This window comes from Ligilactobacillus acidipiscis, from assembly GCF_900116935.1.
GTDB lineage: Bacteria > Bacillota > Bacilli > Lactobacillales > Lactobacillaceae > Ligilactobacillus > Ligilactobacillus acidipiscis.
Genome location: NZ_LT630287.1, coordinates 746,441 through 772,255 on the forward strand (window position 1 = coordinate 746,441; position 25,815 = coordinate 772,255).

Below are 25,815 nucleotides of genomic sequence, written 5' to 3' on the forward strand. Positions count from 1 at the left end.
TCTTTAAAACCAAATTTTAATAGACCTTCATTCTCATTTGTATCGAAAATGAAGGGAGGCCAATATGTCAGAAAAATTTACTGAAAAAGATCTGCTTTATCTGCAAAATGATACGATGCGTGAATATGCTGCTCAGTTTGAACAGCATTATGCTGCTGGATTAGCTAAGGTTTTGCAAATTTCTGAGATCCATGCGGTTTTAGCACAAGATTTTGAAGATCAACTGTTAGAAGAATTAAAGGAATCACACGGACAGCGCGGGGTGATGCTGCAGACTAGCGGTAACATTGCCCCATACTCTTTGATCATTTATCTAGGAGATGATCCGTTAGTTGCTTTTTCAAAAGGAAACTATGCTTTTGCAGAAGAATCTGGTTTAGAAAGTATTGTCACTAGACTGGTCGATCGTGATACAAAAAGAGATGCACAAGAAAAAGGCGTTTTAGAAGAAAACTTATTGATGGGTCTGGCAACAACATTTTTGTTAGCTAGTGTATATATGACAGAAGATCCAGTCATCGGGAAATATTTGGAAAAACCTGAGCCGCCTAAGGTGGAAGAAAATGTCTTAGAGTATTCAGCTAACGGACGTAATATTGTTAACATCCCGACACGTCATTTTTTGACTGACGAGGAACAGAAAAGTTTACAAGTTATATTAAAATTGCGTCCAGAGATCGATGAAACTACGATCGATGTTCAATCAGAGCGAGCGCGCTATAGTGTGTTTGACTTCTGATAAATAACAAATTTGCCTTCTTAGTGTTTTACAAGAACCTGAGAAGGCTTTTTTGTTATTCTTTTATTTTAGAAAAATAATAAATATCTTTGTTTTAGGTTTTTTTAATGGGATTTATATTGAAATTTTTGCTGCCCCACTTTACAATTGTAACTGTAAATAAAATCAATTGAGTTAAAGTTTGTGGGAAGTCGTATTTGTTTGCTGCTTTTTACAAACGCTCTAAAATTCCTAGGGGGTTTCAAAGATGACAGTTGATGCTAGTCAAGCACAAGATGTCTGGAAAGATATTGGTGAACATGTTCAATTTACGGTTTTGAAATTAAAGCGGCAAGATCAGGCTAGTGATCGTGAAGCTATTCAAGAGTTTGCAGACCGCTATCAGGCGATCTTACGTTCTTTAAAGATCAGAGATGCAGATCCAAAGACAGGAAGATCTTCATTAAAAGCTAGTTTTGGATTCAGCAGTGATGCCTTCGAATATTTGTTTCCAGATGCACCTAAGCCTAAAGAACTCGAAAACTTTACCGGTTTAAAAGGACCGAAGTATAGTATGCCAGGGACAGGCGGAGACCTTTTTTTCCATTTGCGTGCAAGTAACGAGGCGGTTGTTTATGAAGCTCAAACGCAGTTCATGCGTTTCTTGAAAGACATTGCAGAAGTCCAAGACGAGACAAAGGGATTCCGCTACTTTGAAGGACGGGCTATTATTGGCTTTGTTGATGGCACAGAAGCCCCGCAGATCGAAGATGCAGCAGGTTACGCCTTGATCGGTGATGAAGACGAAAATTACATTAATGGCTCATATGCCTTTGCCCAGAAATGGCTGCATGATATGGATTTTTGGAATAAGATGAAGACGGAACAACAAGAGCGGGCCGTCGGACGTGAAAAGTTCACCGATCTTGAACTGGAAGATGAGGACAAAATGCCGAATGCTCATAATGTTAGCTCAAATATCGAGATCGATGGTGAGGAACAAAAAATCGTCCGGATGAATGTGCCGTTTTCAGATCCGGCTTCTGGTAAAACTGGAACATACTTTATCGGCTATGCAAGACACTGGGAAGTTACTAAAAAGATGTGCCAGCAAATGGTTGACACATCAGATTTTCTGCTCACGTTTTCCACACTCTTAAGTGGTCAATTATTCTTTATTCCTTCTAGACCGACACTGGATGCGATTGCCGATGGTGAACTTTAATTGCTTGCAAGCATTAAACTTGCATACTTACAAAATATTAGTAAAATTAAGGTGTAAGTTATGAAGACGAGGGAGAGATGGAAATGTATTTAACAGTAGAACCACAAGCACAAGAAAAATTACAAAGATATCTCGATGAAGGTAAGGATCTGTTGTTGGACTTTGACGATGGTGTCGGTTCTTTATCAAATGTCGGGACATGTACTTTAGCTTCCGTTTTTAGAGTCATTGCCGTTGATAAAGATGCAGAACAAAAGGATTACAACAAGTCCTTGGACTCTAACATCGGGGCCTTTAGATATAAGGGATATAGTGAAATGTACATGGATCCTCAGATGAAATTAGTTGTGAACCCAACAAATAAAATGTTAAGTCTTCGTGGTAGCAATAGTGGCGAACTGACTGGCATGGTCAATGTTGAAGATCTTTCCGCAAAAGTTTGAGTTTATTAGAAATAGCAGCAGGTATTCTTTTTTTTAGAATATCTGCTGCTTTTTTTTGCAAAAATCAGACAAAAAGTACCTAGTCGGAGCGTAATGCTTTATCTGGAAAAACACTGAGGTGACTTGCTTTTGATTTTAAGATGAATAATATTCATTTTAAACTGAATAAGTTGAATTTTACTAAACTATACTTTGATAGTATCCTAAGAGTAACTTATAAATCAAAGAAATCATACGAGGAGGAGTAAATATGCTGCCAAAAATATCACAACGGATCTCCCAGGATCCTTCAGCAATGGACGAGTTATTAGCACTGAGTAACAATGAACAGGTGATCTCGTTTGCCGCGGGTTATCCGGCCAAAGAACTGTTCCCAAAAGAACAGCTGGAGAAAGCATTTGTACATAGATCTCACAACAGTGATTTGAATCTATATCAATATGCATCCGTTGATGGCTATGCTCCTTTGCGTAAAAAGATAGCTGAGCTAGTTTCTCGGACTGGTGTTTCAGATATTGATGAAAACAATTTGTTTTTGACTCAAGGTGCGCAACAAGGCATCAGTCTTTTGGCAGATCTGTTCCTAGACATTGGTGATGGCGTTGTGGTCGAGGGTCCAAGTTATATCGGAGCTTTACAGGCATTTGAAAGTCGTAAGCCGACTTTTTATGAAATGCAAATGCAAAGTGATGGGCCAGACCTTGACCAACTGGAAAAAATTGTGAGCAGCCATCCAGTTAAGTTAGTTTATACGATACCTACGTTCCAAAATCCAACAGGCGAGTGCATGTCTGTGGCGAAAAGGAAACGGATCGTTAAATTAGCCCAAAAATATAACTTTTTGATCATTGAAGATGATCCATACCGTGACTTGCGTTATCGAGGGCAAGACCTGCCAACTATCAAATCATTTGATCAGACTGGTAATGTTGTGTTATTAGGGAGTTTTTCTAAAATATTGTCGCCGGCTTTACGTGTTGGCTGGATGGTCGCAGAGCCGCAATTTCTCCAACTCGTCAACGGTTTGCGTTCAGCTACTGATTTTCAGCCGTCAAATGTCGTATTGCAAATGATCGATCAGTATCTGGAAGAAAATGATCTGGAAGAACATATTAACCAGATCCGTGAAGTTTATGGTCAGCGAAATGAAGTAATGCAAAGTGCATTGGCCCAATATTTGCCACAAGATTGCAGTTTTTCCAAACCGGATGGCGGATTTTTCATTTGGGTCACATTACCTCAAAATATGTCAGCTAAAAGTTTGTTGACAGACAACAGTCCGGTAACTTTTATTGAAAGTTCACAGTTGTATGAAACTAGCCATCAAGCTAATCAGATGCGTTTAAACTTTACGGGCGTTTCGGAGCAACAAATTAAAACGGGTTGTAAGTTATTGGCTAAACAAATTAAAAATATCAGACTAGCTTTGACAGCTTAAAGCAAGTCGTTATGTGAGGGGAATGAAATGCTCCTCTCTTTTTTTGTCTTTTTTTCGGAGTATGTCAGCCATTTAGTGAATCCTAGTACAAAACATCAAAAAGTATAAATATAAACTGGTTATAAGTTTATTGTTATAGGTGCGCCCGGCATGGGCAGTAACTAGGCGGTGTAAGTCCGCTGTGAGCCGTAGTGGCCGGTATCACGAGTCGAAGACAAGGGTGTCTATCGTGAGGTAGAATCTGAAGGAAGTCCTAGACGAAACATCGAATCGATGAACAAGAAGTGGCTAAAAGGCTGGAAACGGTGGGATGAGGTTGCTCAACAAACCGAAGTCCTTGACCACTCGAAACCATCACAGTAAAGCCAACGGTTTGATGTGAAAGCTACTGTTCTTACCCGGGGAGATCTGTTATGGCGGTTCCCTCAAGCTGGGAGTTAATTCTAGCAGGAACAGGCTCAACAGTAATGTGGGGTTGTCCGTGACAGAAGTCAGCCGAGACCATAGTAGCCAGTAATGGTGAAGGGCTGAACAACAATAATTTTGATTCATCCTGGAGGTGGAAACAATGCGACAATCGCAGAAAACAGAAAATAAAGCTGACTACCTGCGGAGGGTAACCCTGGAAGGGTCAGAGCAAACAGGAGCGCGTAGCGTTGTTTCTGGTGAAAAGAGAACTCAAAATGGCTTATTACGTGAGAAGGTCTTAGACCGGAATAATTTAAATCGGGCCTTTGTCCATGTCAAGCGTAATAAAGGGGCTGGAGGAATTGACGGCATGTCCGTTGAGGAACTTGGCCCATACTTGAAAGAGAATAACGTAAAACTAATCGAGGCCTTGCGAACCGAAAGCTATGAACCCCAACCTGTCAAACGAGTTGAGATTCCTAAGCCAGATGGTTCGAAACGTCAGTTAGGAATCCCAACGGTCGTTGACCGTGTGGTTCAACAGGCGTTACAACAGCAACTGTCTCCTATTTTTGAAAAAGTATTCTCAGATAATAGTTATGGTTTTCGCCCACACCGCAGTGCACAAAGTGCTGTGAAAAAGGTGGTTGCTTATTATAATCAGGGTTATCACTACGTGGTCGACCTTGATTTAAAGTCATATTTTGACAATGTGAACCATGATTTACTAATTAAATTTGTTGAAAATTACATTAGTGAGCCATGGGTCTTGCATTTGATTCGTAAGTTCTTGACGAGTGGTGTTATGAATGGTCGATTTTTCGAGAAGTCCGCTAAAGGTACACCGCAAGGTGGCAATATTTCACCATTACTAGCAAATATTTATCTGAACGAGCTGGACAAAGAATTGACCAGAAGAGGACATAAATTTGTACGCTATGCGGATGACTGTAATATCTATGTTAAAAGTAAGCGTGCGGGTGAACGGGTTCTCAAAAGCATCACCCAGTTTTTAGAAAAGGAACTCAAAGTTGAAGTGAATGCAGAAAAGACGCAAGTCGGTTCTCCACTAAGACTGAAGTTTCTAGGTTTTTCTCTGGGTGTGGGACGCAATAGCGCCTACCCGCGTCCTCATCAAAAACCTAAACAGAGAATTAAACAGGAATTGACAAGAATCACCAAGAGAAGCCGAGGCGTCAGCCTTGATAGGATTCTGCATGAAATTAAGCAGAAAATGCAGGGCTGGATCCAATATTATTCCATTGGGAAGATGAAAACCTTTCTCCAACAACTAGACAAATGGTTGCGCTCGCGCATCCGCCAGTATATCTGGAAACAGTGGAAGAATATCGGAACCCGTTATAAAGCATTGATTAAACTAGGCTTGACACCCAAACAGGCGAAAATCTACGTCAATACTCGTAAGGGATACTGGCGCAACGCGCACAGTAAAACACTGTTGATGACCATAACTAATAAAAGACTGGCACAGCGTGGGCTAATAAATCTGTCCAAACTGTACCAGTCTATTCAAGCAAAAGCTTAAGTTGTTGAACCGCCGTATACGGTTCCGTACGTACGGTGGTGTGGGAGGTCGATAGTGTGAACTATCTCCTACCCGATTATTTTAGCAACTAGAATTGAAAAATAGGCATGAATACGGTTACTATAAATTATGATAAAATTCATATTATTTAAAAAAATGCGGAATTTATGCTATTCTTTTAGTGAGTACATGAACTTAATCGGGCTTTGTGCGGCAGGAGCTTGCGCTTGGCTAACTTTCACAGAACATTGCAAAAAAGCGCAATATAGTGCGGAAGTTGCTAGTGCTTGCTTCCTTAAAGCCACACAATGCCCTGTTTTTAAAGATAGGAGGAGAAGTAATGGAAGAACCTATTTTATCCTTCAAGGATGTTAAAAAGGTTTACCGTGGTGGAAGTGTGGGGGTTGAAGGTGTCAACCTGTCGATCGACAAGGGTGAATTTGTTTGTTTGATCGGAACTTCTGGTTCTGGGAAGACTACACTGATGCGAATGATCAATCGGATGCACGACGCTACTTCGGGAGAAATATTATTTAACGGGAAAGATATCAAGAAAATTGACCCGGTAACTTTACGTCGGCAAATCGGTTATGTGATCCAAAACATTGGGTTAATGCCGCACATGTCGATTTACGATAATATCACGCTTGTTCCTCGTCTCTTGAAATGGCCGGAAGAAAAGAAAAGACAACAGGCTCAAAGATTGTGTAAGGAAGTAGAACTTCCTGAGGAATTTTTAGAGCGTTATCCGTCACAACTTTCAGGTGGACAACAGCAACGTGTCGGGGTCATTCGGGCATTGGCGGCTGATCAAGATCTGATTTTGATGGATGAACCGTTTGGTGCTTTGGATCCGATCACTCGTGAGTCATTACAAGACCTGGTCAGTGACCTGCAGAAACATTTGAAAAAGACGATCGTTTTTGTGACCCATGATATTGATGAAGCACTTAGGCTAGCCACAAAAGTTGTTATTCTAGATGGCGGCCACATCGTTCAGAGTGCGTCCCCTGAAGAGATCTTGCAGCATCCGGCAAATGATTTCGTCAAAAACCTCTTGGGTGAAGAACGTTTAAGTCAGGCACGGGCTGAGTTATCCACAGTTGACCAGATCATGCTAAAAGATCCGGTCAAAATCACGTTGGAACGTTCAGTTTCAGATGCAGTTAAACTAATGCGTCAACGACGGGTAGATACTTTGATCGTTGTCGACAAGGATAATTATTTTAAAGGTTATGTTGATATCGACACTATCACTACTCATTATAAGAGTGCTACCAGTGTTTCAGACTTGATGAGTACCGACATGCCGACACTTCAAAATGATACCTTAGTCAGAAAAACTGTGCGCAAAATGTTGAACCGTGATTTCAAATATTTGCCAGTGGTCGATAAAGACAAAAAACTGCTGGGTATCGTCACGCGGACGACCATGGTCGACGTGGTCTACGATACGATCTGGGGCGAATCCGCAAATGAACAACTTGTTGATGATACTGATGGAGGCCAGGAAAATAGTGATCGCGATAATGGCGTTTCGGCTGTCAAAGGAGAGTGATTACAATGATGTCCTTTTTAAACCAATATGGCGGTCAACTAGTTACTAAAACTTGGGAACAGCTTTATATTTCCGCAATTGCGCTGTTACTAGGTGTCCTTGTTGCTGTTCCGATCGGGATCTTGTTAACACGTTTTCCTAAAACAGCCAAAATTATTGTAGGGATCGCTAGTATGCTGCAAACAGTCCCTTCACTTGCCTTACTGGCATTGATGATCCCGATTTTTGGGATCGGGAAGGTTCCTGCGATCGTGGCCTTATTCATCTATTCCTTGTTGCCAATCTTACGTAATACCTATATTGGCATGAATGATGTTGACCCGACCTTAAAAGACAGTGCCAAAGGAATGGGTATGACCACCTTACAGTCGATCTGGCAAGTCGAATTACCAATGGCCATGCAGGTTATCATGGCAGGGATTCGTTTATCGGCAGTTTACGTTATTGCATGGGCTACGTTGGCTTCATACATTGGTGCCGGTGGATTGGGAGACTTTATTTTTAATGGTTTGAATCTTTATCAACCGGATCTTATCATTGGCGGGACGATCCCAGTTACAATATTGGCATTAGTTGTCGACTTCCTGCTAGGCAAATTGGAGTATCGTTTGACTCCGATCTCACAGCGATAGGAGGGTCACTTATGTTAAGAAATTCCACACATAGATTTAAAAAATCACTTATTCTTACACTTTGTGCACTGTTAGTCTTGGTCAGCGGTTGTTCTTTTCCTGGGCTAAGCGGTACCGGAGCTTCTGACAAGACAGTCAGGATCGCTTCAGTTACTTCGACGGAATCACAGATCATCGCAAATATTATCTCGGAACTGATCACGCATGAAACTGATTATAAGACGTCCTTAGTCAATAATTTAGGGTCATCTTCTGTTTCACAGGCAGCCTTGCAAAGAAATGATGCCGATGTGATGGCCACTAGCTACACCGGGACAGATCTCACCGGGACATTACAATTGCCCCCCGAGAAAAATCCAAAAAAGGCCACGCATATCGTTAATACACAGTTAAAGAAACGGTATGGACAAATTCGTTATCCTTCAATGGGCTTTGCTGACACTTATGCGTTCATGGTTACGCAAGAAACTGCTAAGAAATATCACTTGACTAATGTTTCTGACATGCAGGCTCATGCTAAAGACATGAAAGCAGGTGTCGACAGTTCATGGATGAACCGGAAGGGCGATGGGTATAAAGAATTTTCTCAGGCTTATGGTTTTGACTTCCAAAGAGTTTATCCAATGCAATTGGGCTTAGTCTATAGCGCCGTTGAGCAGGGTAAGATGAATGCCGTCTTAGGGTATTCAACGGATGGACGGATCAAAAGTTATAACTTAAAGGTCCTCAATGATGATAAACATTTCTTCCCGCCTTATGATTGCTCACTTGTAGTAAACGGCAAGTTTTTAAAGGCACATCCAGATCTGCGTAAGTTGCTGCACCGTTTGGATGGAAAAATAAACTTAAAACAAATGCAAACTTTGAACTACCAAGTAGATAATAATCTATTAGAACCATCCGTTGCAGCCCGCCAATTTCTTGAAAAGAATAACTACTTTAGAGGAGCTGATCAATAATGAGTAACATGGGGTTATGGCAACAATTTTGGTACTATATGGTCCATAATGGCTCATATGTACTCGAACAATTTACTCGACATTTTTTGATCGCCATATACGGTGTTTTATTTGCTGCAATAGTCGGCATACCACTGGGAATATTTATTGCACGGCATCATAAACTTAGTTCATTCACGATTGGAGCGGCTAACGTTATTCAAACGATCCCTTCGCTGGCTATGTTATCGATCTTGATGCTTGCATTGGGTCTGGGTGTTAATACCGTTATCGTGACCGTATTCTTGTATTCCTTGTTACCGATCGTTAAAAACACCTATACAGGGATGATCAGTGTCAGCAGTGATGTGATCGATACTGCCCAAGGAATGGGTATGACGAAAATGCAGCAGCTGTTTTTGGTCGAGTTGCCCTTGGCTGTATCCGTGATCATGGCTGGTTTGAGAAATGCTTTGGTCGTTGCGATCGGAAATGTTGCGATTGGGGCCTTCGTTGGTGCTGGCGGTTTGGGTGATATTATTATTCGCGGGACTAACGCAACCAATGGTGGTGCGATCATTTTGGCTGGTGCTTTGCCAACGGCTTTGATGGCGATTATTTCTGACCTGGCTTTGGGATGGGTCGAAAGAAAACTCCAACCGCATGGAGCCAAATAGTTATGATATAATGGTGGCGAAGTTCGATATATACTAAGAAATTAAATGGGGTTTAAGTCATGAATTTATTGTTTGCAGTGAATGATGGATTTGTTGATCAAATGCTGACAGTTGTTTATTCCATCTTGCAAAATTCGCGGGTCACACACATTAAAATGTTTGTGATCCAAGAAAAAGAGCTGGAACAAACTTCAAAAATTTACCAATTTTGCCACGAAAATCAGGTTGACTATTGTCCCATAATCGTGACTGGTAATGAATTTGCGAATGCAAAGATCACGGATCGTTATCCACATACGATCTACTACCGTCTTTTGGCTCACAAATATTTGCCAGAAGACGTTGATAAGGTTTTATATCTGGATGCAGATCTATTATGTATCAATGATATTAAGCCACTGTACGATACTGATATTAATGGGTATCTTTATGCTGCATGCAGCCATAGTCGTTTAACAAACGTGACTGATGTTGTTAATAAAGTTCGCTTGAAAAACGAAAATGCTGATGCCTATTATAATTCTGGTGTATTATTGATGAATTTAAGTGAGATCAGGCAAAATGTTGATCCAAATGATATCTTTGATTTTATAGAAAACAATAAATTTAATTTACTGTTGCCAGATCAGGACATTTTAAATGGCTTGTATGGGCATCAGATCAAAGACCTGCCGGATGAGATCTGGAATTTTGACGCCCGTAAAAACCGGACCTATGAAGTATTAAGCATGGGTGAGTGGGATTTGAACTGGGTCATGGAACATACGGCGATCTTACACTTTTGTGGACGTGAGAAACCCTGGAAATCTGGGTATTTTGGCAGATACTCGGCTTTATATAAACATTACTCGCATCGAGCACTAGAACCTTGGGTCAAAGAAAACACGCAGCATTTTTCAACCGTGACTGATCCGGAAGTTTCAGTCGAAAATGGACAGTCATAATGGAAACAGGAGCTAAAGCTGAAAAATATTTGGCAAAGTTAGCTAAATACCAGCAGGAATATGAGAAGCTGCCTGCCGTGAATAAAAGATTACGGGCTGTGAAAGAAACGGTCACGGCTTTTCAGAAAAGGCAACTGCCACGAGAGCCCTTACCAAAATTGGAATTATCGCCAAACCTGGTCTTTGAAGTGTTAGGTCATCACCAAGACATTTTAGAGGTGGAAAGTTTTCTGAATGACCTCAGACAATGTGTGATCGAAAGTTTTGGTATCTGGCATATTTTCTCGGCTGCATGGGTTGCTGATCTGCAAGAATATTTAAATGGACGTTCAACTTTACAAGTCATGGCTGGTAATGGCATCTTGGCGAGTCAATTAGCAAACATTAACGCAACTGATAACTTAGATTGGCAAGAACAAGATATCACTCGACCCGCTCCGTGGACAAAAATCGAACGTTTGGATGCGTTAAGAGCAGTGCAGAAATACTACCAGACTGTCGATGTGATCATTATGGAATGGTCCCCTGATGGTTTAGAGATCGACGATGAGATCCTTCAATTTTTGCGTAATTCCAGCTGGCCGGGTGAACTTTTAGTGATCGGTGAAAAGAATGGCGCAACTAATTCAGCGCAATTTTGGCGGGATGCTGATTTGATCTTAGTTGAAAAGTTAAATGTTAACCATCAACCGTTTGATTTTATAGACGACCAGGTATTCAGTGTGAAATGAGTTTGAACCGACTAAAATTATTCGTTAAATGAAAAAAGTCCTGCTTCTAGGACTTTTTTTCTTGTCCTCCTTTTTTGGTAAAATGTAAACTTATCATTCGTTTAATTCGGTTAAGGGCGTTCTAAATAATTTGCAAATAGGCTTTTTGATTGAATTTAACGAATTCTTTAGGTACGATTGAGATAGAATTTGGTACAATTATCTATAAATAATAACTCAAAATAAAAATTCGATATAATGAAATAAAATCAGTGGTTTTTCTAGGGCATCTAATAAAAAAAGGTTTGAAAACCGGTGGGATGCTGAAAGTAACTATGCGGGAGTGTCAAGAAGTTTGTGTAAAAAGGAATTGCCCTTTCTTCATAAAATTAAATCTTTTCAGTCGAAAAGTGATTCTAATGTATCCTTAACTTGTCCGAATCCACGATGAATTCGATTAAAGTTCTTTTCGTTGTAACTAATTACTTGCACTCCAATGAAATTGTCTAATGATTTTTCATTGGGAAACTGTTCTTTTGCTTTAGTCTTGCGTTTAATCTTTTTATTTAGCGATTCTATAATATTTGTTGAATAAATGGTTGGGCGTATTGCGGCTGGAAAAGCCAAAAAAGCTAATAATTCCTTTTCAATTGACCTAATGTGACTAATCAGATTTGTGTATTGCTTTTCCCAAGTACTATAAAAATCGGCAAGCATTTTATGAGCTTCAGTTTTATTAGTTACCGAATGAAGCTGTTTGAAATCATTTAAAATGACCTCACGGTCTTTTAAACGGACATGTGTACTAATATTACGCATAACATGAACTAAACATCTTTGAAATTTTGCTTTAGGAAAAGCATGTAACAGCGCTGGTTGAAGTCCGACCATTCCGTCCGCAATAATTAATTGAACCTGTTTAAGCCCTCGCTGCTTAAGATCTGCTGCCATTTCCGACCAGACTTCAGCATTTTCACTGGGTGCAATGCGATAATCAAGAACTTCCTTAATTCCAGTGGGTGTAATTCCTAAGGCAATATAAACCGCTTCTCTTTGAACTGTGTCACGACGCAAAGGTAAATAAGTTGCATCTAAGAATAAGCAAACATAGTTTGCTTTAATGGTTCGTTGATGAAAAGCTTCAATCTGCTCAGTTACTTGAGCAGTAATGTTAGAAACAGTTGTAGCTGAATAATAAGAACCATACATTTTCTCAATCAAATCAGCGATTTCACGAGTGGTAACACCTTTAGAGTAAAGTTGAATAATTGTAGTTTCTAAAGCATCTTGACGACGAGAATAAGCTGGAAGTAAATGATTATGAAACTTGCCTTGTCGGTCACGCGGCACAGCAATTTTCAACTTACCATATTCGGAATCAATTAACCGAAAGTATTGACCATTCCGATAATTGTTAGCCTTAAAACCATTACGTTCATAAGGATCATAACCGAGTAACGAAGTTAACTCAGCTTGTAAGATTTGATTAATAGCTTTTTCAAGTTGTTGGCGAAAAAGTTCTTTAACATCGCCATTTGATAATAGAGTTTTGGTTAAATCTTTGGTAAACTGTTCCATGGGGAATCCCTCCGTTTTGGTTTGGTTTGACGATTTAATCATACGGGGAAGGGATTCCCTTTTCAATAGGATTTTATTTATTTACACAAACTATTTTATACTCTCAACTATGCTTTCTTAAATAGGCAGCCCATAGAGAAAAAAGTTATTATTAGATAGGTGTTCTTAAGTGGAAAGGCCAGCTGTTAACAAGGAGAAATAAAGATGAAAATTTTAGTTGTAGATGATGATAAAGATATTGTTGAATTGTTAAGTATTTATATCCAAAACGAGGGCTATGAAGTTGAAAAAGCCTTTAATGGTAAGGAAGCTTTGACTAAGTTGAATACGAATACGGACATCGGCTTGATGATCTTAGATATTATGATGCCGCAAGTTGACGGTTTAGAAGTCGTTAAAGAAGTTCGGCGCGATTCGCAGATCCCGATCTTAATGTTGTCTGCTAAGACCGATGATATTGATAAGATCCACGGCTTGATCCAAGGTGCAGATGATTACGTCACTAAACCGTTCAATCCGTTAGAAGTCATGGCTCGGGTCAAGTCTTTATTACGGCGTTCCCAACATCAGGTACAAAATGAGGAACCTGATCAGTTAGAAGTTGGGCCATTGATCATTAAAAAAGACTCCCATGAGGTAACGACTGTTGACAGAACAGAGGTCCAACTAACAGCCTTAGAATTTGGGATCTTGTATTTGCTGGCCAGTCATCCAAATCGTGTTTTTTCAGCGGATGAGATCTTCGAACGTGTCTGGAAACAAGAATCAGTCGTTTCTGCTAAAACAGTCATGGTCCATGTTAGTCATTTGCGTGACAAGATTGAAGAAGCTACTGGCGGTGAAAAAGTCGTTCAAACTGTTTGGGGTGTTGGTTATAAAGTTGAAACACGCTAAATCATGCAGGGAGAGTGAATGTATTTGAAATTTCAGTTAACTGGTAGGGAAAAAAGCGAGCTTTTTGGCGAAGCAATCGTGACTATTATTGTGATGCTTTTGTTGAACATGTCTATCTTTTTGATTATTGATCAGTTGATCGATACGAATCCTGGCATTGAAAATGGTATTTTTCAAATCAAAATGTCACTTTCTTTTGGACCTCAGCATATTCAGTTTTGGAGTTGGGGATGGGCTTTCAACTTACTTATGCTGATCGGGGATGCCTTTGTTTTATACTGGCGTTTGATCCGTAGATATCGGCAGATGCAATTACGGCATGTCATAGTTGAATTACACTATATTGCGTCCGGACATTTTGATCATCGGATCCCTTTTACTTTGTCTGGCCAGATGCAGCGTGTTGTTGAAAGTGTTAATGCTTTGGTTGACAGTACGATCACTTCTCTGGAAGAGGAACGCGCGATCGAAAGTTCTAAAGACGAGTTGATCACGAATGTCAGTCATGATATTCGAACACCGTTGACATCGATCATCGGCTATCTAGGATTGATCGAGGACCAGCAATATCAAAGCAAAGAAGACCTGTTGAAGTACACACATACTGCCTTTTTAAAATCCAAACAGATGAAGTCATTAGTAGATGATTTGTTTGAATATACAAAGGTTCAACAAACTGATGCTAAACTTGAAACTGTGCAGATCGATCTGAATGCGATGCTTGAACAATTAGGCGCAAGTTTTGAACTGGAAGCTTCTAAAAAAGGAATGAAGATCACGGTCAATGTTGGTGCTGCACCGCTAATGTTTGATGCGGATCCTGAAAAGCTGGCGCGAGTTTTTAATAATCTTGTGTCTAACGCTTTGAAGTACGGTCATGGTGGTAAAAACATCTATTTGTCGGCAAAAAAAGTTTCGAATCGTGAGGTCGAAGTAGTTGTAGCTAACGATGGCGAACCGATCCCGCAAAGTGATTTAAGACAGATTTTTGAACGTTTCTATCGTGTGGAAGGCTCGCGCTCTAAAGAGACTGGCGGAACTGGCTTAGGGTTGGCGATCGCATTAGGGATCGTGGAACTTCACCATGGTTACATCTATGCTTCTTCAGATGAGCAGATCACTAAGTTTATTATGCATTTTCCGATCAAGCATAGTGATACTTTGAAAGCGCCAGAAAATGTAGTGCAAGCATAAAGAAAGATAATTACTGCTTTTCTTTTTCGCCTGGATCCATGTGGTTGTTTTTCACAAAAGATGCAAATCAGCAGATCATTTTACTTGTCTGCTGGTTTGTTTATTGTGAAGCTATGTTTAATTATGAAAAAATAGCGTTACAACGCGAACCAATAACATGTTTTTCACAGTGAGTTTTCATTGGTTATTGCAATCTATGAAAGTTTGTGTCAAAGTTAATAAGTATGTAAAAATAATAATGTTAGCGAGAGGGACCATTTGAAATTATGAAAACTTTTAGTCAATTAAAAAAAGCTGTCGCAGGTGTTGCGACAGGACTTGCACTTTTTGGTGCCGGAGTATATGTGACATCTTCAGCCACACAGGTTTCTGCAAATACAACGAATAATTTAAAAACAGGCGATGTTAATTTAAACGTGAAGTCTGCGATTGCGATCGATGCCAAAACGGGTCAGGTTTTGTATGCTAAGAATGCCAATGAAAAAAGAGAAACTGCTTCAATGAGTAAATTGATGACACTTTATTTGGTATTAGACGCAATTGATAATAAAAAGTTGAGTTGGGATCAAAAAATCTCTCCTTCAGCAGGCGCTGTTAAAGTCAGCCAGAATACAAATTATTCTAATGTTCCTTTGAAAGCTGATCATGAGTATACTGTTCGCGATCTCTATCGAGCAACAGTGATATACTCAGCTAATGGTGCCGCAATGGCTTTAGCTGATCAGATCGGCGGTACACAACAGAAATTTATTGATATGATGCGTGCCGAAGCTAAAAAGATGGGCATCAAAGACGCAGAGTTTTATACAGCAAATGGTTTAAATAACGGCGACGTTGAACAAGATAAGTATAAGGGTGCACCGGATTCAGCAACTAACAAAATGTCAGCCAATGATGTGGCGCTGCTATCACAAAAATTAATACAGGATCATCCGGAAGTCTTAAAGACGACAAGTATCAAAGAAGCCAAATTCGACAATGGCGACACTAAGACTGATATGCCAAACTGGAATTGGATGCTCAAGGGATTAACTAAATCTTATTCTGCTTTGCCGGTCGATGGACTCAAAACAGGAACTTCTGATACTGCCGGTGCCAACTTTGCAGCGACGGTTCATAAAGATGGACACCGCGTTATTACAGTTGTAATGGGTGCTCGTCATCAAAATGATCAAGACACAGCTCGCTTTGAAGAAACACAAAAATTGATGTCATATGTCTATAATAATTATACTTACACTAACGTGAAGTCTGGTTTGAACTTTAAAAAGGATTCACAATTACCTGTTTATCATGGTAAAGATCTGACTATTCCAACTAAAACCAGCAAGTGTACTCATATCTGGTTAGAAAAAGGGGTAGATGTTGATTCTGTTACCGGTAAAGTTTCAGGTAACAAAAAGCTATATAAAAAGAACGGTTTAGAAGCACCGATCAAAAAAGGTCAAAAAGTTGGTAGTTATAAATTAACGGTCAAAGGACAAGAAACACCATTTGTCAATGGTAGTAACGGCTTTAAAACACAGGCTGTTGCTAGCCAAGCAGACAAAAAGGCGAATATTTTCGTGATCGGATGGCGTGCTGTTAAGGGCTTATTCTAAATGAAAAGGACTATATCTTTGGTTTTAAAGATATGGTCTTTTTATTAATTTGAAATTATGAGTTTATGAGCAAATAGTAAAAATCTGACCGATATGGTAGTAAAATGGACTTTTTCATTGAAAAAAGTTGTAAATAGTGATTGTTCCTATGTTATAATTTACGATGAATCTTTATATTTGATATTTGGAATTTTTGGAGGCATACCTGTGAAAAAATCCGATACACGTCGTAAGGAAGTTTTCCAGATCGCGTTACCGTTGTGCATGAGTTACATACCGATCGGTTTGGCATGCGGTGTTTTGTTACATGCGGCTGGTTTCAACTTTTTAATGACAGCTTTGGTTTCCTTACTGGTCTTTTCTGGTGGGGCTCAATTTATGATCGCTTCCATGTTGACGATCCATGCTCCGATGCAAACTATCTTACTGATGTTGTTGTTTTTGGAGATGAGATATGCGTTGTTGGGGTCGAGTCTATCCCAATATGTTCGTGGAACGAGCAAAAAATTCTTGCTGATATTTGCAGCATCAATGAACGATGAAAACTATGCGGTGAATTATTTAAAGTTTGCGACTGATAAGACTTGGTCGCCGCAAAATGCTTTATTAGTCGAGCATCTCTCATTACTATTTTGGACAGTGTCTAATTTGATCGGCAGCTTGGCCGGAGGATTTATTTCCGTTAACTTGACGATCGTTGATTACGCACTGACAGCCTTGTTTATTTATATGATCGTAATGCAGGTCAAGAATCGGTTGACCATTGTGATCAGTATCGTTTCAGGTGTGCTGGCCGTTTTATCTATGATGTGGTTAAAGAGCACGATGGGACTGGTTGTGGCAACTTTACTTGCTTCCTTGATCGGTTTTGCATTAGAGGATCGGTTAGTGAAGAAAGGCAAAAATAGAGGCTTTTTATTGAAAAAAGTAAAGCCTAATGCTGGACGCAAGGAAATCAGTAAATCGGGAGAATAGATTATGAGCGTAACTACTAATTTGAATCATTTTATCTTGATCATGCTATCGATGTTGGTTGCTTTTGTACCGCGTTATTTTCCAATGAGGATCTTTTCCAGCAGGCAGATACCGAATTGGTTTAACGAGTGGATGAAGTATGTGCCTATTTCTTTATTTACGGCATTGGTAGTTAAAGATGTGTTTATGAACACTGAAACATATAGTTTTATTGGCTTTGACAGTGTTGCAAAAATCATTGCATCTGTGATCGTTATGGCTGTGGCTTATTATTCACGGTCAATGGGATTATCAGTTGTAGTTGGTTTGATCGCGGTGGCAGTTTTATCATTAGTTGTACCCATTTAATTTGAATAAGTGAAAGACTATCTGAAAGAGATGGTCTATTTTTTTATTCTTTTAAAAGTATTTTTAAGTTGGTATACTGATGGTTAGAAGTAAACGTTTGCTTAAATTTTGTTCTATAGGTAAGGAGGAAGTTTGAAATACTTTACTGAAAAAATTTTGACTTCATTATCAAAAAAAGCAACTCTGACTGGCTATATTTTAGATAATAGTCCTGAAATTGATTTAGAGAGGACCAGACCCGCCGTGCTGATCTGCCCGGGCGGCGGTTACCGTTTTACATCTGATAAAGAAGCGGAACCGATCGCTGTCGAAATGAATTCATTAGGCTGTCAGGTATTTGTTTTGCGCTATTCTTGTGCGCCAGCACATTATCCAACGGCTTTATTTGAATTAGCAACAGCAGTTAAATTTATTCGGGATAAAGCAGCTGATTTTTATGTAGATCCGCAAAAAATCATTGTCCTCGGTTTTTCAGCGGGTGGACATTTAGCAGCTAATTTGGCTACAAAATGGGATCAGCCATTGTTGACCTCTGCTGGGTTCATTGCAGAAGAAATTAAGCCTAATGCATTGGCGCTTGCTTATCCGGTGATCACGACCGGAGCCTTTGCCCACGAAGATTCGTTTAAAGCTTTATTAGGTGATGAAGCTTCTGCAGAAGATCTGCTTGATGTTTCATTAGAAAAACAAGTTTCAGACCAAACACCGCCTGCTTTTATTTGGACTGTGTATGATGATGCGGTAGTTCCTGTTGAAAATACCTTGTCTTATGTAAAATCCTTGAAGAGAGTAGGGGTCAATTGTGAAGTGCATATTTTTGCACATGGAACACATGGTATGAGTTTAGCTAACGAGGAAACGGCACCCAAAGACAGTGAACAAAGGTCACAGGCCGTGGCAGTCTGGCCTAAACTATTTGAAAATTGGCTAAAGGAAATATTCAAATAATAGAGTGGAGCAAGCAAAAAGAGCGCTTGTCCATTAGTGGACTTTTTACATCTTGTAGATCAACTAATATAGTAGTAAGGCATAAGTAGTTGTAAATTTTTACTATTTGAAATGTCTTAAATAGGTGTAACATAAAACATCAATGTTTATTTAATTTAATGTGACAAAAAAATACCAAGAAAGTTTATTGGGGCTGTATCATCCCCATGTTAAGAAAACTTTCCTGGTATTTTTTTATCTTTAAGTAGATAGTTTCTTGTGTTTTCTAAAAAGTTCACTGGTTGCAGTGAATAATTGCCAACTGGCTGTTGCTAACAAGAGGCTGCCGATAGTATCGCTGAAAAAATGGACGTGTAAGAATATCCGCGTAAAGGCAACCAATAAGATCAGCAACCATCCGATAATAGCGATTGTGATTTGACTTTTTCGAGAAAAATCGAATCGTTTTGTTAGAGCCGTGATCGAATAGACAAGTATGATCGTTGCGAACGTGTGACCACTAGGAAAACTGAAACCGCCGATCGAAACCAGACGATGCAAGGGACGTGGACGTTCGATCAAGGACTTAACAACGTGATTCAACAAATTAAATGCGCTAAATAAAATCAGAAAATTAAGCCCCGTTCGAAATTGTTGTTTGTGTCCTAGATACGCTGCAATGGCCAAAGCATAAACTGTCATCATAATGGGACTGGCTAAATTTGAAATACTGCTAATGATCCTTGTATTTGTCGGATCGATCAATGGATGCAATAAATTGATTGCTCCTTGATCAACGGCAGTGATGAAAGATGCATGATGTTTTATCAAGATAGTCCATAAAATGAACAGAAAAAGTGAAGCACTGCCTAGTATTGATCTGGAGTAAGGGTGTGCATATTTTGACATAAATAGTTCCTTTCTGAATATTCAGGATATATTATAACTTATGTTAGTAAAGTGAGATAAAATACTGTACAAATTATGATAATCTTTAATTTGCAAAGGGTGTATATTTTAATTCTTACTTCAGCCTATGCTATGATAAAGCCAGGTAAATTTAACAAAAGGAAGTGGTAAAATGGCTCAGCAAAAAGAAGAACTGCGACGGGGAGGAGGCCAACATTTTGTTCAAAATAAACCGCCTTCATATGGTCTTAGTCAGCTGATCACATTCTTCTTGTCGGTGACATTGATGTGTAGCTTACTGGGGATAATAGCCAAGAATTCTTTTCTAGACAAGAGCTTTACCACAAAAGAATTGGTGACCACTGAGAATGTCTCTGCTTTGCACAAGGGATTGTCTGCTTCTGTAAACTCGTTTATTACTTCGGATGCAGGATTTCGATTAGATGGCGATTTTGTTACAAAAAAGCAGGTCAAAGAAGACCTGAACGAAGCGATCAATAACGTGTATGCAGGGCAAAATGAATTATTGGCGCCATCTAAAATAGTTGGTCAGATAACAGATAATTTTATGACCCAGGCACGTAAGCAGGGAGTTTCGACACAGTCTGAAGATTTTTTGAGTTATAAAAGTAACTTTGTTGCCCAAGTTGAAACGGCAATAAATAATCAAATCAATAATTCTTTGTTACAAAAAGGCAGCAGTTTTTTGCAAAAAGCACAACATATTTTTCAAAATATGTATTTATGGGGGATAATTTTAAGTCTCATTTTGGCGGTGTTACTACTTATTCAAACAAGGTCCTTTTTCAGGTTTTCACATTATATGGGGATCGCATTCCTTTTAGTGGGTTTGCTAGTGTGGTTGTTGGTGGAGTTAACTAAAGTCAGCGGCATGGTCGATAATTTTGCTGCTTCAGTTGGAATGTATCGGTCATTTATAGTTGATTATGGGACGGCCGTGATCTCAACTTTCGACCATTATGCCAGACTATATGGATATATTGGCATATTCTTGTTAGGTGTTGCTTTAGTGGGGAGACTTATTCGGAAAAATAATTTTTGATTTGAGATGAAGTAGTTGAAATTATCAAAATTCTGCTATAATAAAGGGTAATGCTTTCAAATCGGTTCGTTCAATAAGCGATTTAGCAATAACATTTGAAGCGAAAGGGACTAGTTCATGAGATTTACATGGCAAAAAGATGATCAAGGCGAAGAAACTGTTAAGACATTCTTGTCGCGACATGGGGTAAGTCATCGCATGTTTAGGACGATCAAACATGATCAGGGAAAAGTATTGGTAGATCATCGAAGTCAAAGATTAGGTCATTTGTTGATAAATCCATGTGCTGTAACTTTAATATTAGCCCCAGAAAAATCTGATCCTGGGGTCCCACCTAGTGATGGTCAGTTGAATGTGTTGTATGAAGATACAAATTGGCTGGTGATCGATAAACAGGCTGGCTTAAATAGTGTGCCTGGGCCAAATGATCGTAGTGATACTTTGGTCAATCGAGTCAAGGGATATTTGCTTAGTCAAAATGCCAAGGACCTAGTACCTCACGTTTTAACTCGTTTGGATAGGTTTACAAGTGGGTTAACTTTAGTTGCTAAACACCGCTTTGCACAGGGATTGATCAATAAGCAAATGGAAGATCATAGTGTTGTTAAGAAATATGTGGCACTGGTTGAAGGGCACGTTGAAAAACAGCATGATCTGATAGACCTTCCTTTGCGTCAGTCTGCTGGCAGCTTTGCCCAAGAGGTTAATGAGGCAGGAAAGTCAGCCAGAACTGAATACTGGGTCTTAGAAAATTTTGGCTCTCTTGCAACACTTGTGGAAGTTCAGCTTCATACCGGACGAACCCACCAGATCCGTGCCCATTTTAGTTATCTGGGTCATCCATTAGTGGGTGATGAACTTTATGGTGGACAGTGTGATGAATTTGGAATGAGAAGGCAAGCTTTACACGCGGCAAAGTTAGTCTTTGTTGATCCGTTTACTAATAAAAAATTAAAATATGAAAGCCGCTTGCCCCAAGATCTCGCTGCCACGCTCAAATATTTGCGCAATGAAAAAAGTCAGTGAATCTTTTGGCCAGGTGGAATCGGTAAATTAATACATGAGGTGAATAATTTGACCCCTAAAAAAGAGGATTATTTAAAAATTATATTTGAACTTGGTGGCAAACAGCGTAAGGTCAGCAACAAACAGATTTCGCTAAGCCTAAACGTGGCAGCTGGTTCGGTCACAGAAATGGTTACTAAATTAGTCAGTGAAGGATTAGTGATCCATACACCATACGCAGGGATCTCACTAACTGCTGATGGGATCGAGGTTGCTGAAAATTTGATTCGGCGTCACCGTTTATGGGAAACGTTTTTAGTTGATAAATTAAATTACAAGCTGCAAGATGTTCATGATGATGCAGAAGTCTTGGAACATGCGACTAGTGATAACTTAGTAAAGCATTTAGATGACTTTTTGGGACACCCCAAGAACTGTCCGCATGGGGGAATGATCCCAAGTATCGATGGCGATTATGCCGAAGAAAGTTATGATTTGTTAGCTGATGCAGAAATAGGCTCAACAAAAGTTGTCGACCGTTTCGTTGATAATCATGAGTTATTGACGTATCTTGGTGAAATCAAACTAAACATCGGTGATAAGTTTACTGTTGTGGAGCATGTTCCCTTTGAAGGCCCAATCAAGGTCAAACTTGTTGATACAGGAAAAGAAGTCAGCATCAGTTACAATGCGGCTCATTATATTTTTGTAAATTAGTTGAAATTAGCTGTATCAATTATTATTAGTCTGTGTTATAATTCTTTATGTAGTTTGAATAGGTTTTTTTGGTAAGGATGTTTCACGATTTCCTCCATAAAGCGCCGACTAGAATTACAATATACGTGCCGAAAGGCGCAACAAGGAGGATCCATTATAATGGAACAAGGAACAGTAAAATGGTTTAATGCAGACAAGGGTTATGGCTTTATCACACGCGAAGACGGCAGCGATGTATTCGTACATTTCTCAGCTGTCCAAGGCGACGGCTTCAAGACTTTGGACGAAGGTCAACATGTAACCTTTGATGTTGAAGACAGCGACCGTGGCCCACAAGCAGCTAACGTTGTTAAAGACTAATTAAAAATTAAAATTAAAGCGGCTCTTTGTCAAATCCTGTTGATGAATAGCTTTTACAGAGTTGAAAGTCATGCGACTTTCAACTCTGTTTTTTTCATTGGTTTTGTTCTCATTTGCCGTAACTTAATACGTGAAATCATATGATGGTAATTACGGAATCCAAATGCTGTGCGTTGAATTTGTTTAATCATTCGATTCATGCCTTCGACTGGGCCATTCGTATAGTCCGATTCACTGGCGTTGAGTACAACCACTAAGTTCTTTTTGAACGTTTGAAACACTGCTTTCATGTAGGGACTTATATTTTGATTTGTATATAGATCTTCCACAAGCTTGTCTTTGTCTTGATTCTTAAGGTTTTCCATGATGCTTTGCATCGACTCGTACGATGCTTTAAGTTCTTCGTTAATTGTCAGTCCTTGTTCTACACGTTCTAGTTGTGTGAGTTGTTTTCGCAGGTGTCGGTCATAAAAGACATGTTCCTCATCTAGATTTCCGGCATACTTCAAATAAAGCCGCCAGGCGAACTTTAACGTGCGATATTCATAGGATCTTTTATTGTACTTTTTCATGGTTTGCACCCGAGTTTGATTAAAAGCTCGAGTCATCATTGCAACGATGTGAAAGCGGTCGATCACAATTTTTGCCTGCGGAAACATTGCCTTGGCAATGTCTTGATAGTAACTATTTAGATCTACGGTAACTGTTTTGACACGTGCTCGAACACTTGCTGGAAATTGTTTAAAATAATCAGTAATACTTTGCTTGAATCGGTCTGGCAGAATTTGTTGAATTTCGTGCTCACCAGCGCCATTAATACAGATGAAATGGAGCCGACCACCAATTCCTCTAAATTCATCCATGGCGAGATGAACCGGTAGATAGTTAAGATTTCTGCGAAATAAGTCATCATAGTTGTCTAAGTAACGACAGACAGTGCTAGCTGATATGCCGGCATCGATCGCAATGCTAGCTTGAGTGCGGTCGTCTTGTAGACTCATAAACACTTTCTGACGCGTGGCTCGGGAGATACAACAGTACTTGTCTACCACATCAGAAGTAGCCATAAACGACGCTTTACAATTACGACAAATGACGCGTTCTTTATGGAGTTCTAAATAAACTGGTTCACTCGCATTCGCTGCCAGATAGGTCACGCGTGATACGTAGTGTCCATTATGAATTAGCTCGCAAAAGCCACAGTTAGCGCAATGTTTCTGGTCGAACTTAACCGTGGCTATATATACTTTTGCGCGCTTAGCTTTAATCACTTGATAGTTATATTTGTAAAAAACCACATTTGGGTCTTTAATACTGAGCGCAAATTTTATATTATTATCTACAGGGTCCATAAGTTTTCACGTCCTTTAAAAATGATACTGTAGTGGGTGGATTTTTTAGGTGCGAGGCTTATGGGCCTTTTTTATTTTGCACTAAAAAATCCTGCTAATAGATTACCATGTTAAGTAAGCTATCAACAGGAAAAAGTATAGAACCATTAAAGCAAGCCTTTGTGAGCTTGCTTTTTTTGTGTCTGCAAAAAGAAGGGCTTCGTTTTTTTGTAAAGTTACAGTCCCAGCAATTTTTTAATTTGAGGGGAATGTGGCTTTGCTTGTTAACGAAGCTCCTTATTTGTTTATTATTTTAATTGACATTTATTTCGTCACTGGAACTTAAAGTGCTCCCTGTTTGGTCTGGAGACAAATCAAGCGCTTTTCTGAGCAGATCGGTAATACGCTGCTTTTCACTTTCATCTGGAACTTCAAATGATTGACCAGAGATCATGCTTGATTGGCCTTGTAAGTGAGTTGAATTCATATGATGAGTTGCCTTACGGTATTTTGCGGCTAACAGTAACATATCATTAAAACTCAGGTCAGTTGTCATTTGTTTAGAAACAGTGTTCAAAAATTTTTCATTTAAAAGATTCTCAACTTGAGTGGCTTCCATCGCGACAGACATTAAGACTTGACGCTGACGTTCCTGTCGTCCATAGTCGCCTTGTGGATCAGAATAACGCATTCTGACATATGCTAGTGCTTTTTTTCCATTCATATGTGTTTTTTGACCTTTTGTAAATGAGTAACCGGCATAAGAAAATGTTAAAGTAGGAGAAACATCTACTCCGCCGACTGCATTGATCAAGTTTTCGAGTCCGCCCATGTTGATCGTAGCGTAATAATCGATCGGCACGTTTAAGTATTTTTGCACTGTTCGGACAGCCGATGCAGAACCGTCATAAGCATAAGCTGCGTTTAGTTTGGCAGGATAATCACTTTCGTGCCCATAAACTGCTACTTTGGTGTCGCGCGGGAGACTGACCAAAGTCATTGCTTCACTCTTAGGATTTAAAACTGCTAAGACTAAAGTATCAGTTCGCCCCTTATATGTCCTCCCTAAAGCCCCAGTGTCAGTTCCCATCAACAAAAACGAGATAGGTCGACCTTGTTTGAGAGCGGCTTGTGTGTCTCGGGCTTTTTGGACGCCGGTTTCTTTGTGGATCGTATTGATCGTGGAGTGAGCCGTTCGATATTTCTGATAAATGTAGTGACCACCAGCTAACAAAACGACCACAAAAAATAATAGGAACCAAAAAAAACAGCCCTTTAAACGGTGATGAGGCGTCTGATGTCTTCTTTGCAAGGGTTCATCAGTTTGCATTTCTTCATCTCTAAATGAAGAGTCGGCTTGAGTATATTGCGATCTGCGTTGTGGCATAAAAAATCCTCCTGAAAATTACAAAGCCAAAGAAAAAACACTGTTCACCCACACTGAAAATGGCCTTTGATCACAGTTAATTTCTCAAAGTTCAGGACCTTGTATGTATTTAAGACAGTTAGCTACAGGAAAAATGTTGCTAACTTGAATAGCCCTGAATTATTCATACTTTTCGTTGCAGTTAAAACTTTGTGCAAAGTTACTTTAGTGTGTAAAAAAAGCAGCTTTTTGTTAGTTTTGTTGTCGGACTGTTTAAAAAAGGACAGACTTCACCCTTTCCCTAAGAAAA

25 protein-coding genes are annotated in these 25,815 nt (G+C 39.5%); 21 read left to right on the forward strand and 4 right to left on the reverse strand.

Annotated elements, in window-relative coordinates:
- Window positions 1–64 precede the first annotated feature (64 nt).
- From BQ5903_RS03320 to BQ5903_RS03370, 11 genes are all read left to right on the forward strand, one after another.
- Entirely contained in the window at window positions 65–739 is a 675-nt protein-coding gene (locus tag BQ5903_RS03320; protein WP_010499215.1) for a hypothetical protein, read from the forward strand.
- 247 nt (window positions 740–986) lie between these two features.
- Window positions 987–1,943 carry a Dyp-type peroxidase gene (locus BQ5903_RS03325; RefSeq protein WP_010499216.1) on the forward strand — a complete coding sequence of 319 codons (957 nt, stop codon included), beginning with the start codon at window positions 987–989 and terminating at the stop codon, window positions 1,941–1,943.
- Between the two features lie 83 nt (window positions 1,944–2,026).
- Window positions 2,027–2,386 carry an iron-sulfur cluster biosynthesis family protein gene (locus tag BQ5903_RS03330; protein ID WP_010499218.1) on the forward strand — a complete coding sequence of 120 codons (360 nt, stop codon included), beginning with the start codon at window positions 2,027–2,029 and terminating at the stop codon, window positions 2,384–2,386.
- Between the two features lie 250 nt (window positions 2,387–2,636).
- The gene (locus BQ5903_RS03335; RefSeq protein ID WP_079578846.1) at window positions 2,637–3,824 is read left to right on the forward strand and encodes an aminotransferase-like domain-containing protein; all 1,188 of its coding nucleotides are present in this window, start codon (window positions 2,637–2,639) and stop codon (window positions 3,822–3,824) included.
- A 568-nt stretch (window positions 3,825–4,392) separates the two neighbouring features.
- On the forward strand, window positions 4,393–5,778 hold the full coding sequence (gene ltrA / locus BQ5903_RS03340; protein ID WP_079578848.1) for a group II intron reverse transcriptase/maturase: 1,386 nt from the start codon (window positions 4,393–4,395) through the stop codon (window positions 5,776–5,778).
- 340 nt (window positions 5,779–6,118) lie between these two features.
- On the forward strand, window positions 6,119–7,336 hold the full coding sequence (locus tag BQ5903_RS03345) for a betaine/proline/choline family ABC transporter ATP-binding protein (RefSeq protein ID WP_010499222.1): 1,218 nt from the start codon (window positions 6,119–6,121) through the stop codon (window positions 7,334–7,336).
- 5 nt (window positions 7,337–7,341) lie between these two features.
- Window positions 7,342–7,968, forward strand: a complete 627-nt coding sequence (locus BQ5903_RS03350) for an ABC transporter permease (RefSeq protein ID WP_056972284.1) — start codon at window positions 7,342–7,344, stop codon at window positions 7,966–7,968.
- 11 nt (window positions 7,969–7,979) lie between these two features.
- Window positions 7,980–8,927: an osmoprotectant ABC transporter substrate-binding protein gene (locus tag BQ5903_RS03355; RefSeq protein WP_079578850.1), complete on the forward strand. Its 948-nt coding sequence runs from the start codon at window positions 7,980–7,982 to the stop codon at window positions 8,925–8,927.
- A complete protein-coding gene (locus BQ5903_RS03360; RefSeq protein WP_010499227.1) occupies window positions 8,927–9,583 on the forward strand; it encodes an ABC transporter permease in 657 nt (218 codons plus the stop codon). The genes BQ5903_RS03355 and BQ5903_RS03360 overlap by 1 nt, the downstream gene beginning before the upstream one ends.
- A gap of 59 nt (window positions 9,584–9,642) precedes the next feature.
- On the forward strand, window positions 9,643–10,527 hold the full coding sequence (locus tag BQ5903_RS03365) for a glycosyltransferase family 8 protein (protein ID WP_010499229.1): 885 nt from the start codon (window positions 9,643–9,645) through the stop codon (window positions 10,525–10,527).
- Window positions 10,527–11,258, forward strand: coding sequence for a hypothetical protein (locus BQ5903_RS03370; RefSeq protein ID WP_010499231.1), 732 nt, complete (start codon window positions 10,527–10,529; stop codon window positions 11,256–11,258). The genes BQ5903_RS03365 and BQ5903_RS03370 overlap by 1 nt, the downstream gene beginning before the upstream one ends.
- Before the next feature lie 378 nt (window positions 11,259–11,636).
- Here BQ5903_RS03370 and BQ5903_RS03375 read toward each other — a convergent pair whose 3' ends face one another.
- Window positions 11,637–12,815 (reverse strand): IS256 family transposase, encoded by a 1,179-nt coding sequence (locus BQ5903_RS03375; RefSeq protein WP_057785074.1) that lies wholly within the window; start codon window positions 12,813–12,815, stop codon window positions 11,637–11,639.
- A gap of 204 nt (window positions 12,816–13,019) precedes the next feature.
- On the opposite strand from BQ5903_RS03375, the gene BQ5903_RS03380 reads away from it, so the two are divergent.
- The 6 genes from BQ5903_RS03380 to BQ5903_RS03405 all read left to right on the forward strand — a co-directional run bounded on the left by BQ5903_RS03380 (window position 13,020) and on the right by BQ5903_RS03405 (window position 18,775).
- On the forward strand, window positions 13,020–13,709 hold the full coding sequence (locus BQ5903_RS03380) for a response regulator transcription factor (protein ID WP_010499541.1): 690 nt from the start codon (window positions 13,020–13,022) through the stop codon (window positions 13,707–13,709).
- Between the two features lie 24 nt (window positions 13,710–13,733).
- A complete protein-coding gene (locus tag BQ5903_RS03385) occupies window positions 13,734–14,903 on the forward strand; it encodes a sensor histidine kinase (RefSeq protein ID WP_010499543.1) in 1,170 nt (389 codons plus the stop codon).
- 266 nt (window positions 14,904–15,169) lie between these two features.
- Window positions 15,170–16,504 (forward strand): serine hydrolase, encoded by a 1,335-nt coding sequence (locus BQ5903_RS03390; protein ID WP_079578852.1) that lies wholly within the window; start codon window positions 15,170–15,172, stop codon window positions 16,502–16,504.
- Between the two features lie 264 nt (window positions 16,505–16,768).
- The gene (locus BQ5903_RS03395; protein ID WP_237756897.1) at window positions 16,769–17,479 is read left to right on the forward strand and encodes an AzlC family ABC transporter permease; all 711 of its coding nucleotides are present in this window, start codon (window positions 16,769–16,771) and stop codon (window positions 17,477–17,479) included.
- A gap of 3 nt (window positions 17,480–17,482) precedes the next feature.
- Window positions 17,483–17,827 (forward strand): AzlD domain-containing protein, encoded by a 345-nt coding sequence (locus BQ5903_RS03400; RefSeq protein WP_010499549.1) that lies wholly within the window; start codon window positions 17,483–17,485, stop codon window positions 17,825–17,827.
- A gap of 132 nt (window positions 17,828–17,959) precedes the next feature.
- Window positions 17,960–18,775 carry an alpha/beta hydrolase gene (locus BQ5903_RS03405; RefSeq protein ID WP_010499556.1) on the forward strand — a complete coding sequence of 272 codons (816 nt, stop codon included), beginning with the start codon at window positions 17,960–17,962 and terminating at the stop codon, window positions 18,773–18,775.
- 240 nt (window positions 18,776–19,015) lie between these two features.
- Here the strand turns inward: BQ5903_RS03405 and BQ5903_RS03410 are convergent, their stop codons facing one another.
- Entirely contained in the window at window positions 19,016–19,663 is a 648-nt protein-coding gene (locus tag BQ5903_RS03410) for a phosphatase PAP2 family protein (protein ID WP_010499565.1), read from the reverse strand.
- Between the two features lie 172 nt (window positions 19,664–19,835).
- Between BQ5903_RS03410 and BQ5903_RS03415 the strand changes: the two genes are divergently transcribed.
- The 4 genes from BQ5903_RS03415 (at window position 19,836) to BQ5903_RS03430 (ending at window position 22,808) form a co-directional block, all read left to right on the forward strand.
- Complete coding sequence (locus tag BQ5903_RS03415) at window positions 19,836–20,726, forward strand: hypothetical protein (RefSeq protein WP_079578854.1); 891 nt, start codon at window positions 19,836–19,838, stop codon at window positions 20,724–20,726.
- Between the two features lie 117 nt (window positions 20,727–20,843).
- A complete protein-coding gene (locus BQ5903_RS03420) occupies window positions 20,844–21,752 on the forward strand; it encodes an RluA family pseudouridine synthase (protein ID WP_010499569.1) in 909 nt (302 codons plus the stop codon).
- Window positions 21,753–21,800: 48 nt separating this feature from the next.
- Window positions 21,801–22,448 carry a metal-dependent transcriptional regulator gene (locus tag BQ5903_RS03425; protein WP_010499570.1) on the forward strand — a complete coding sequence of 216 codons (648 nt, stop codon included), beginning with the start codon at window positions 21,801–21,803 and terminating at the stop codon, window positions 22,446–22,448.
- 159 nt (window positions 22,449–22,607) lie between these two features.
- Window positions 22,608–22,808, forward strand: a complete 201-nt coding sequence (locus tag BQ5903_RS03430) for a cold-shock protein (RefSeq protein WP_010499572.1) — start codon at window positions 22,608–22,610, stop codon at window positions 22,806–22,808.
- 68 nt (window positions 22,809–22,876) lie between these two features.
- Here BQ5903_RS03430 and BQ5903_RS03435 read toward each other — a convergent pair whose 3' ends face one another.
- Window positions 22,877–24,160 (reverse strand): ISL3 family transposase, encoded by a 1,284-nt coding sequence (locus BQ5903_RS03435; protein ID WP_079578369.1) that lies wholly within the window; start codon window positions 24,158–24,160, stop codon window positions 22,877–22,879.
- Window positions 24,161–24,452: 292 nt separating this feature from the next.
- Window positions 24,453–25,526 (reverse strand): LCP family protein, encoded by a 1,074-nt coding sequence (locus BQ5903_RS03440; RefSeq protein ID WP_079578856.1) that lies wholly within the window; start codon window positions 25,524–25,526, stop codon window positions 24,453–24,455.
- Window positions 25,527–25,815 lie beyond the last annotated feature (289 nt).

Excerpts from the sequence above, each read along its gene's own strand:
- BQ5903_RS03325 (WP_010499216.1), top strand. The coding sequence starts at position 987 with ATGACAGTTGATGCTAGTCAAGCACAAGATGTCTGGAAAGATATTGGT.
- BQ5903_RS03320 (WP_010499215.1), top strand. The coding sequence starts at position 65 with ATGTCAGAAAAATTTACTGAAAAAGATCTGCTTTATCTGCAAAATGAT.
- BQ5903_RS03420 (WP_010499569.1), top strand. The coding sequence starts at position 20,844 with ATGAGATTTACATGGCAAAAAGATGATCAAGGCGAAGAAACTGTTAAG.
- BQ5903_RS03380 (WP_010499541.1), top strand. The coding sequence starts at position 13,020 with ATGAAAATTTTAGTTGTAGATGATGATAAAGATATTGTTGAATTGTTA.
- BQ5903_RS03365 (WP_010499229.1), top strand. The coding sequence starts at position 9,643 with ATGAATTTATTGTTTGCAGTGAATGATGGATTTGTTGATCAAATGCTG.
- BQ5903_RS03400 (WP_010499549.1), top strand. The coding sequence starts at position 17,483 with ATGAGCGTAACTACTAATTTGAATCATTTTATCTTGATCATGCTATCG.
- BQ5903_RS03395 (WP_237756897.1), top strand. The coding sequence starts at position 16,769 with ATGAGTTACATACCGATCGGTTTGGCATGCGGTGTTTTGTTACATGCG.
- BQ5903_RS03390 (WP_079578852.1), top strand. The coding sequence starts at position 15,170 with ATGAAAACTTTTAGTCAATTAAAAAAAGCTGTCGCAGGTGTTGCGACA.
- BQ5903_RS03370 (WP_010499231.1), top strand. The coding sequence starts at position 10,527 with ATGGAAACAGGAGCTAAAGCTGAAAAATATTTGGCAAAGTTAGCTAAA.
- BQ5903_RS03410 (WP_010499565.1), bottom strand. The coding sequence starts at position 19,663 with ATGTCAAAATATGCACACCCTTACTCCAGATCAATACTAGGCAGTGCT.
- BQ5903_RS03435 (WP_079578369.1), bottom strand. The coding sequence starts at position 24,160 with ATGGACCCTGTAGATAATAATATAAAATTTGCGCTCAGTATTAAAGAC.
- BQ5903_RS03330 (WP_010499218.1), top strand. The coding sequence starts at position 2,027 with ATGTATTTAACAGTAGAACCACAAGCACAAGAAAAATTACAAAGATAT.
- BQ5903_RS03360 (WP_010499227.1), top strand. The coding sequence starts at position 8,927 with ATGAGTAACATGGGGTTATGGCAACAATTTTGGTACTATATGGTCCAT.
- BQ5903_RS03415 (WP_079578854.1), top strand. The coding sequence starts at position 19,836 with ATGGCTCAGCAAAAAGAAGAACTGCGACGGGGAGGAGGCCAACATTTT.
- BQ5903_RS03335 (WP_079578846.1), top strand. The coding sequence starts at position 2,637 with ATGCTGCCAAAAATATCACAACGGATCTCCCAGGATCCTTCAGCAATG.
- BQ5903_RS03375 (WP_057785074.1), bottom strand. The coding sequence starts at position 12,815 with ATGGAACAGTTTACCAAAGATTTAACCAAAACTCTATTATCAAATGGC.
- ltrA (WP_079578848.1), top strand. The coding sequence starts at position 4,393 with ATGCGACAATCGCAGAAAACAGAAAATAAAGCTGACTACCTGCGGAGG.
- BQ5903_RS03345 (WP_010499222.1), top strand. The coding sequence starts at position 6,119 with ATGGAAGAACCTATTTTATCCTTCAAGGATGTTAAAAAGGTTTACCGT.
- BQ5903_RS03440 (WP_079578856.1), bottom strand. The coding sequence starts at position 25,526 with ATGCCACAACGCAGATCGCAATATACTCAAGCCGACTCTTCATTTAGA.
- BQ5903_RS03355 (WP_079578850.1), top strand. The coding sequence starts at position 7,980 with ATGTTAAGAAATTCCACACATAGATTTAAAAAATCACTTATTCTTACA.
- BQ5903_RS03430 (WP_010499572.1), top strand. The coding sequence starts at position 22,608 with ATGGAACAAGGAACAGTAAAATGGTTTAATGCAGACAAGGGTTATGGC.
- BQ5903_RS03350 (WP_056972284.1), top strand. The coding sequence starts at position 7,342 with ATGATGTCCTTTTTAAACCAATATGGCGGTCAACTAGTTACTAAAACT.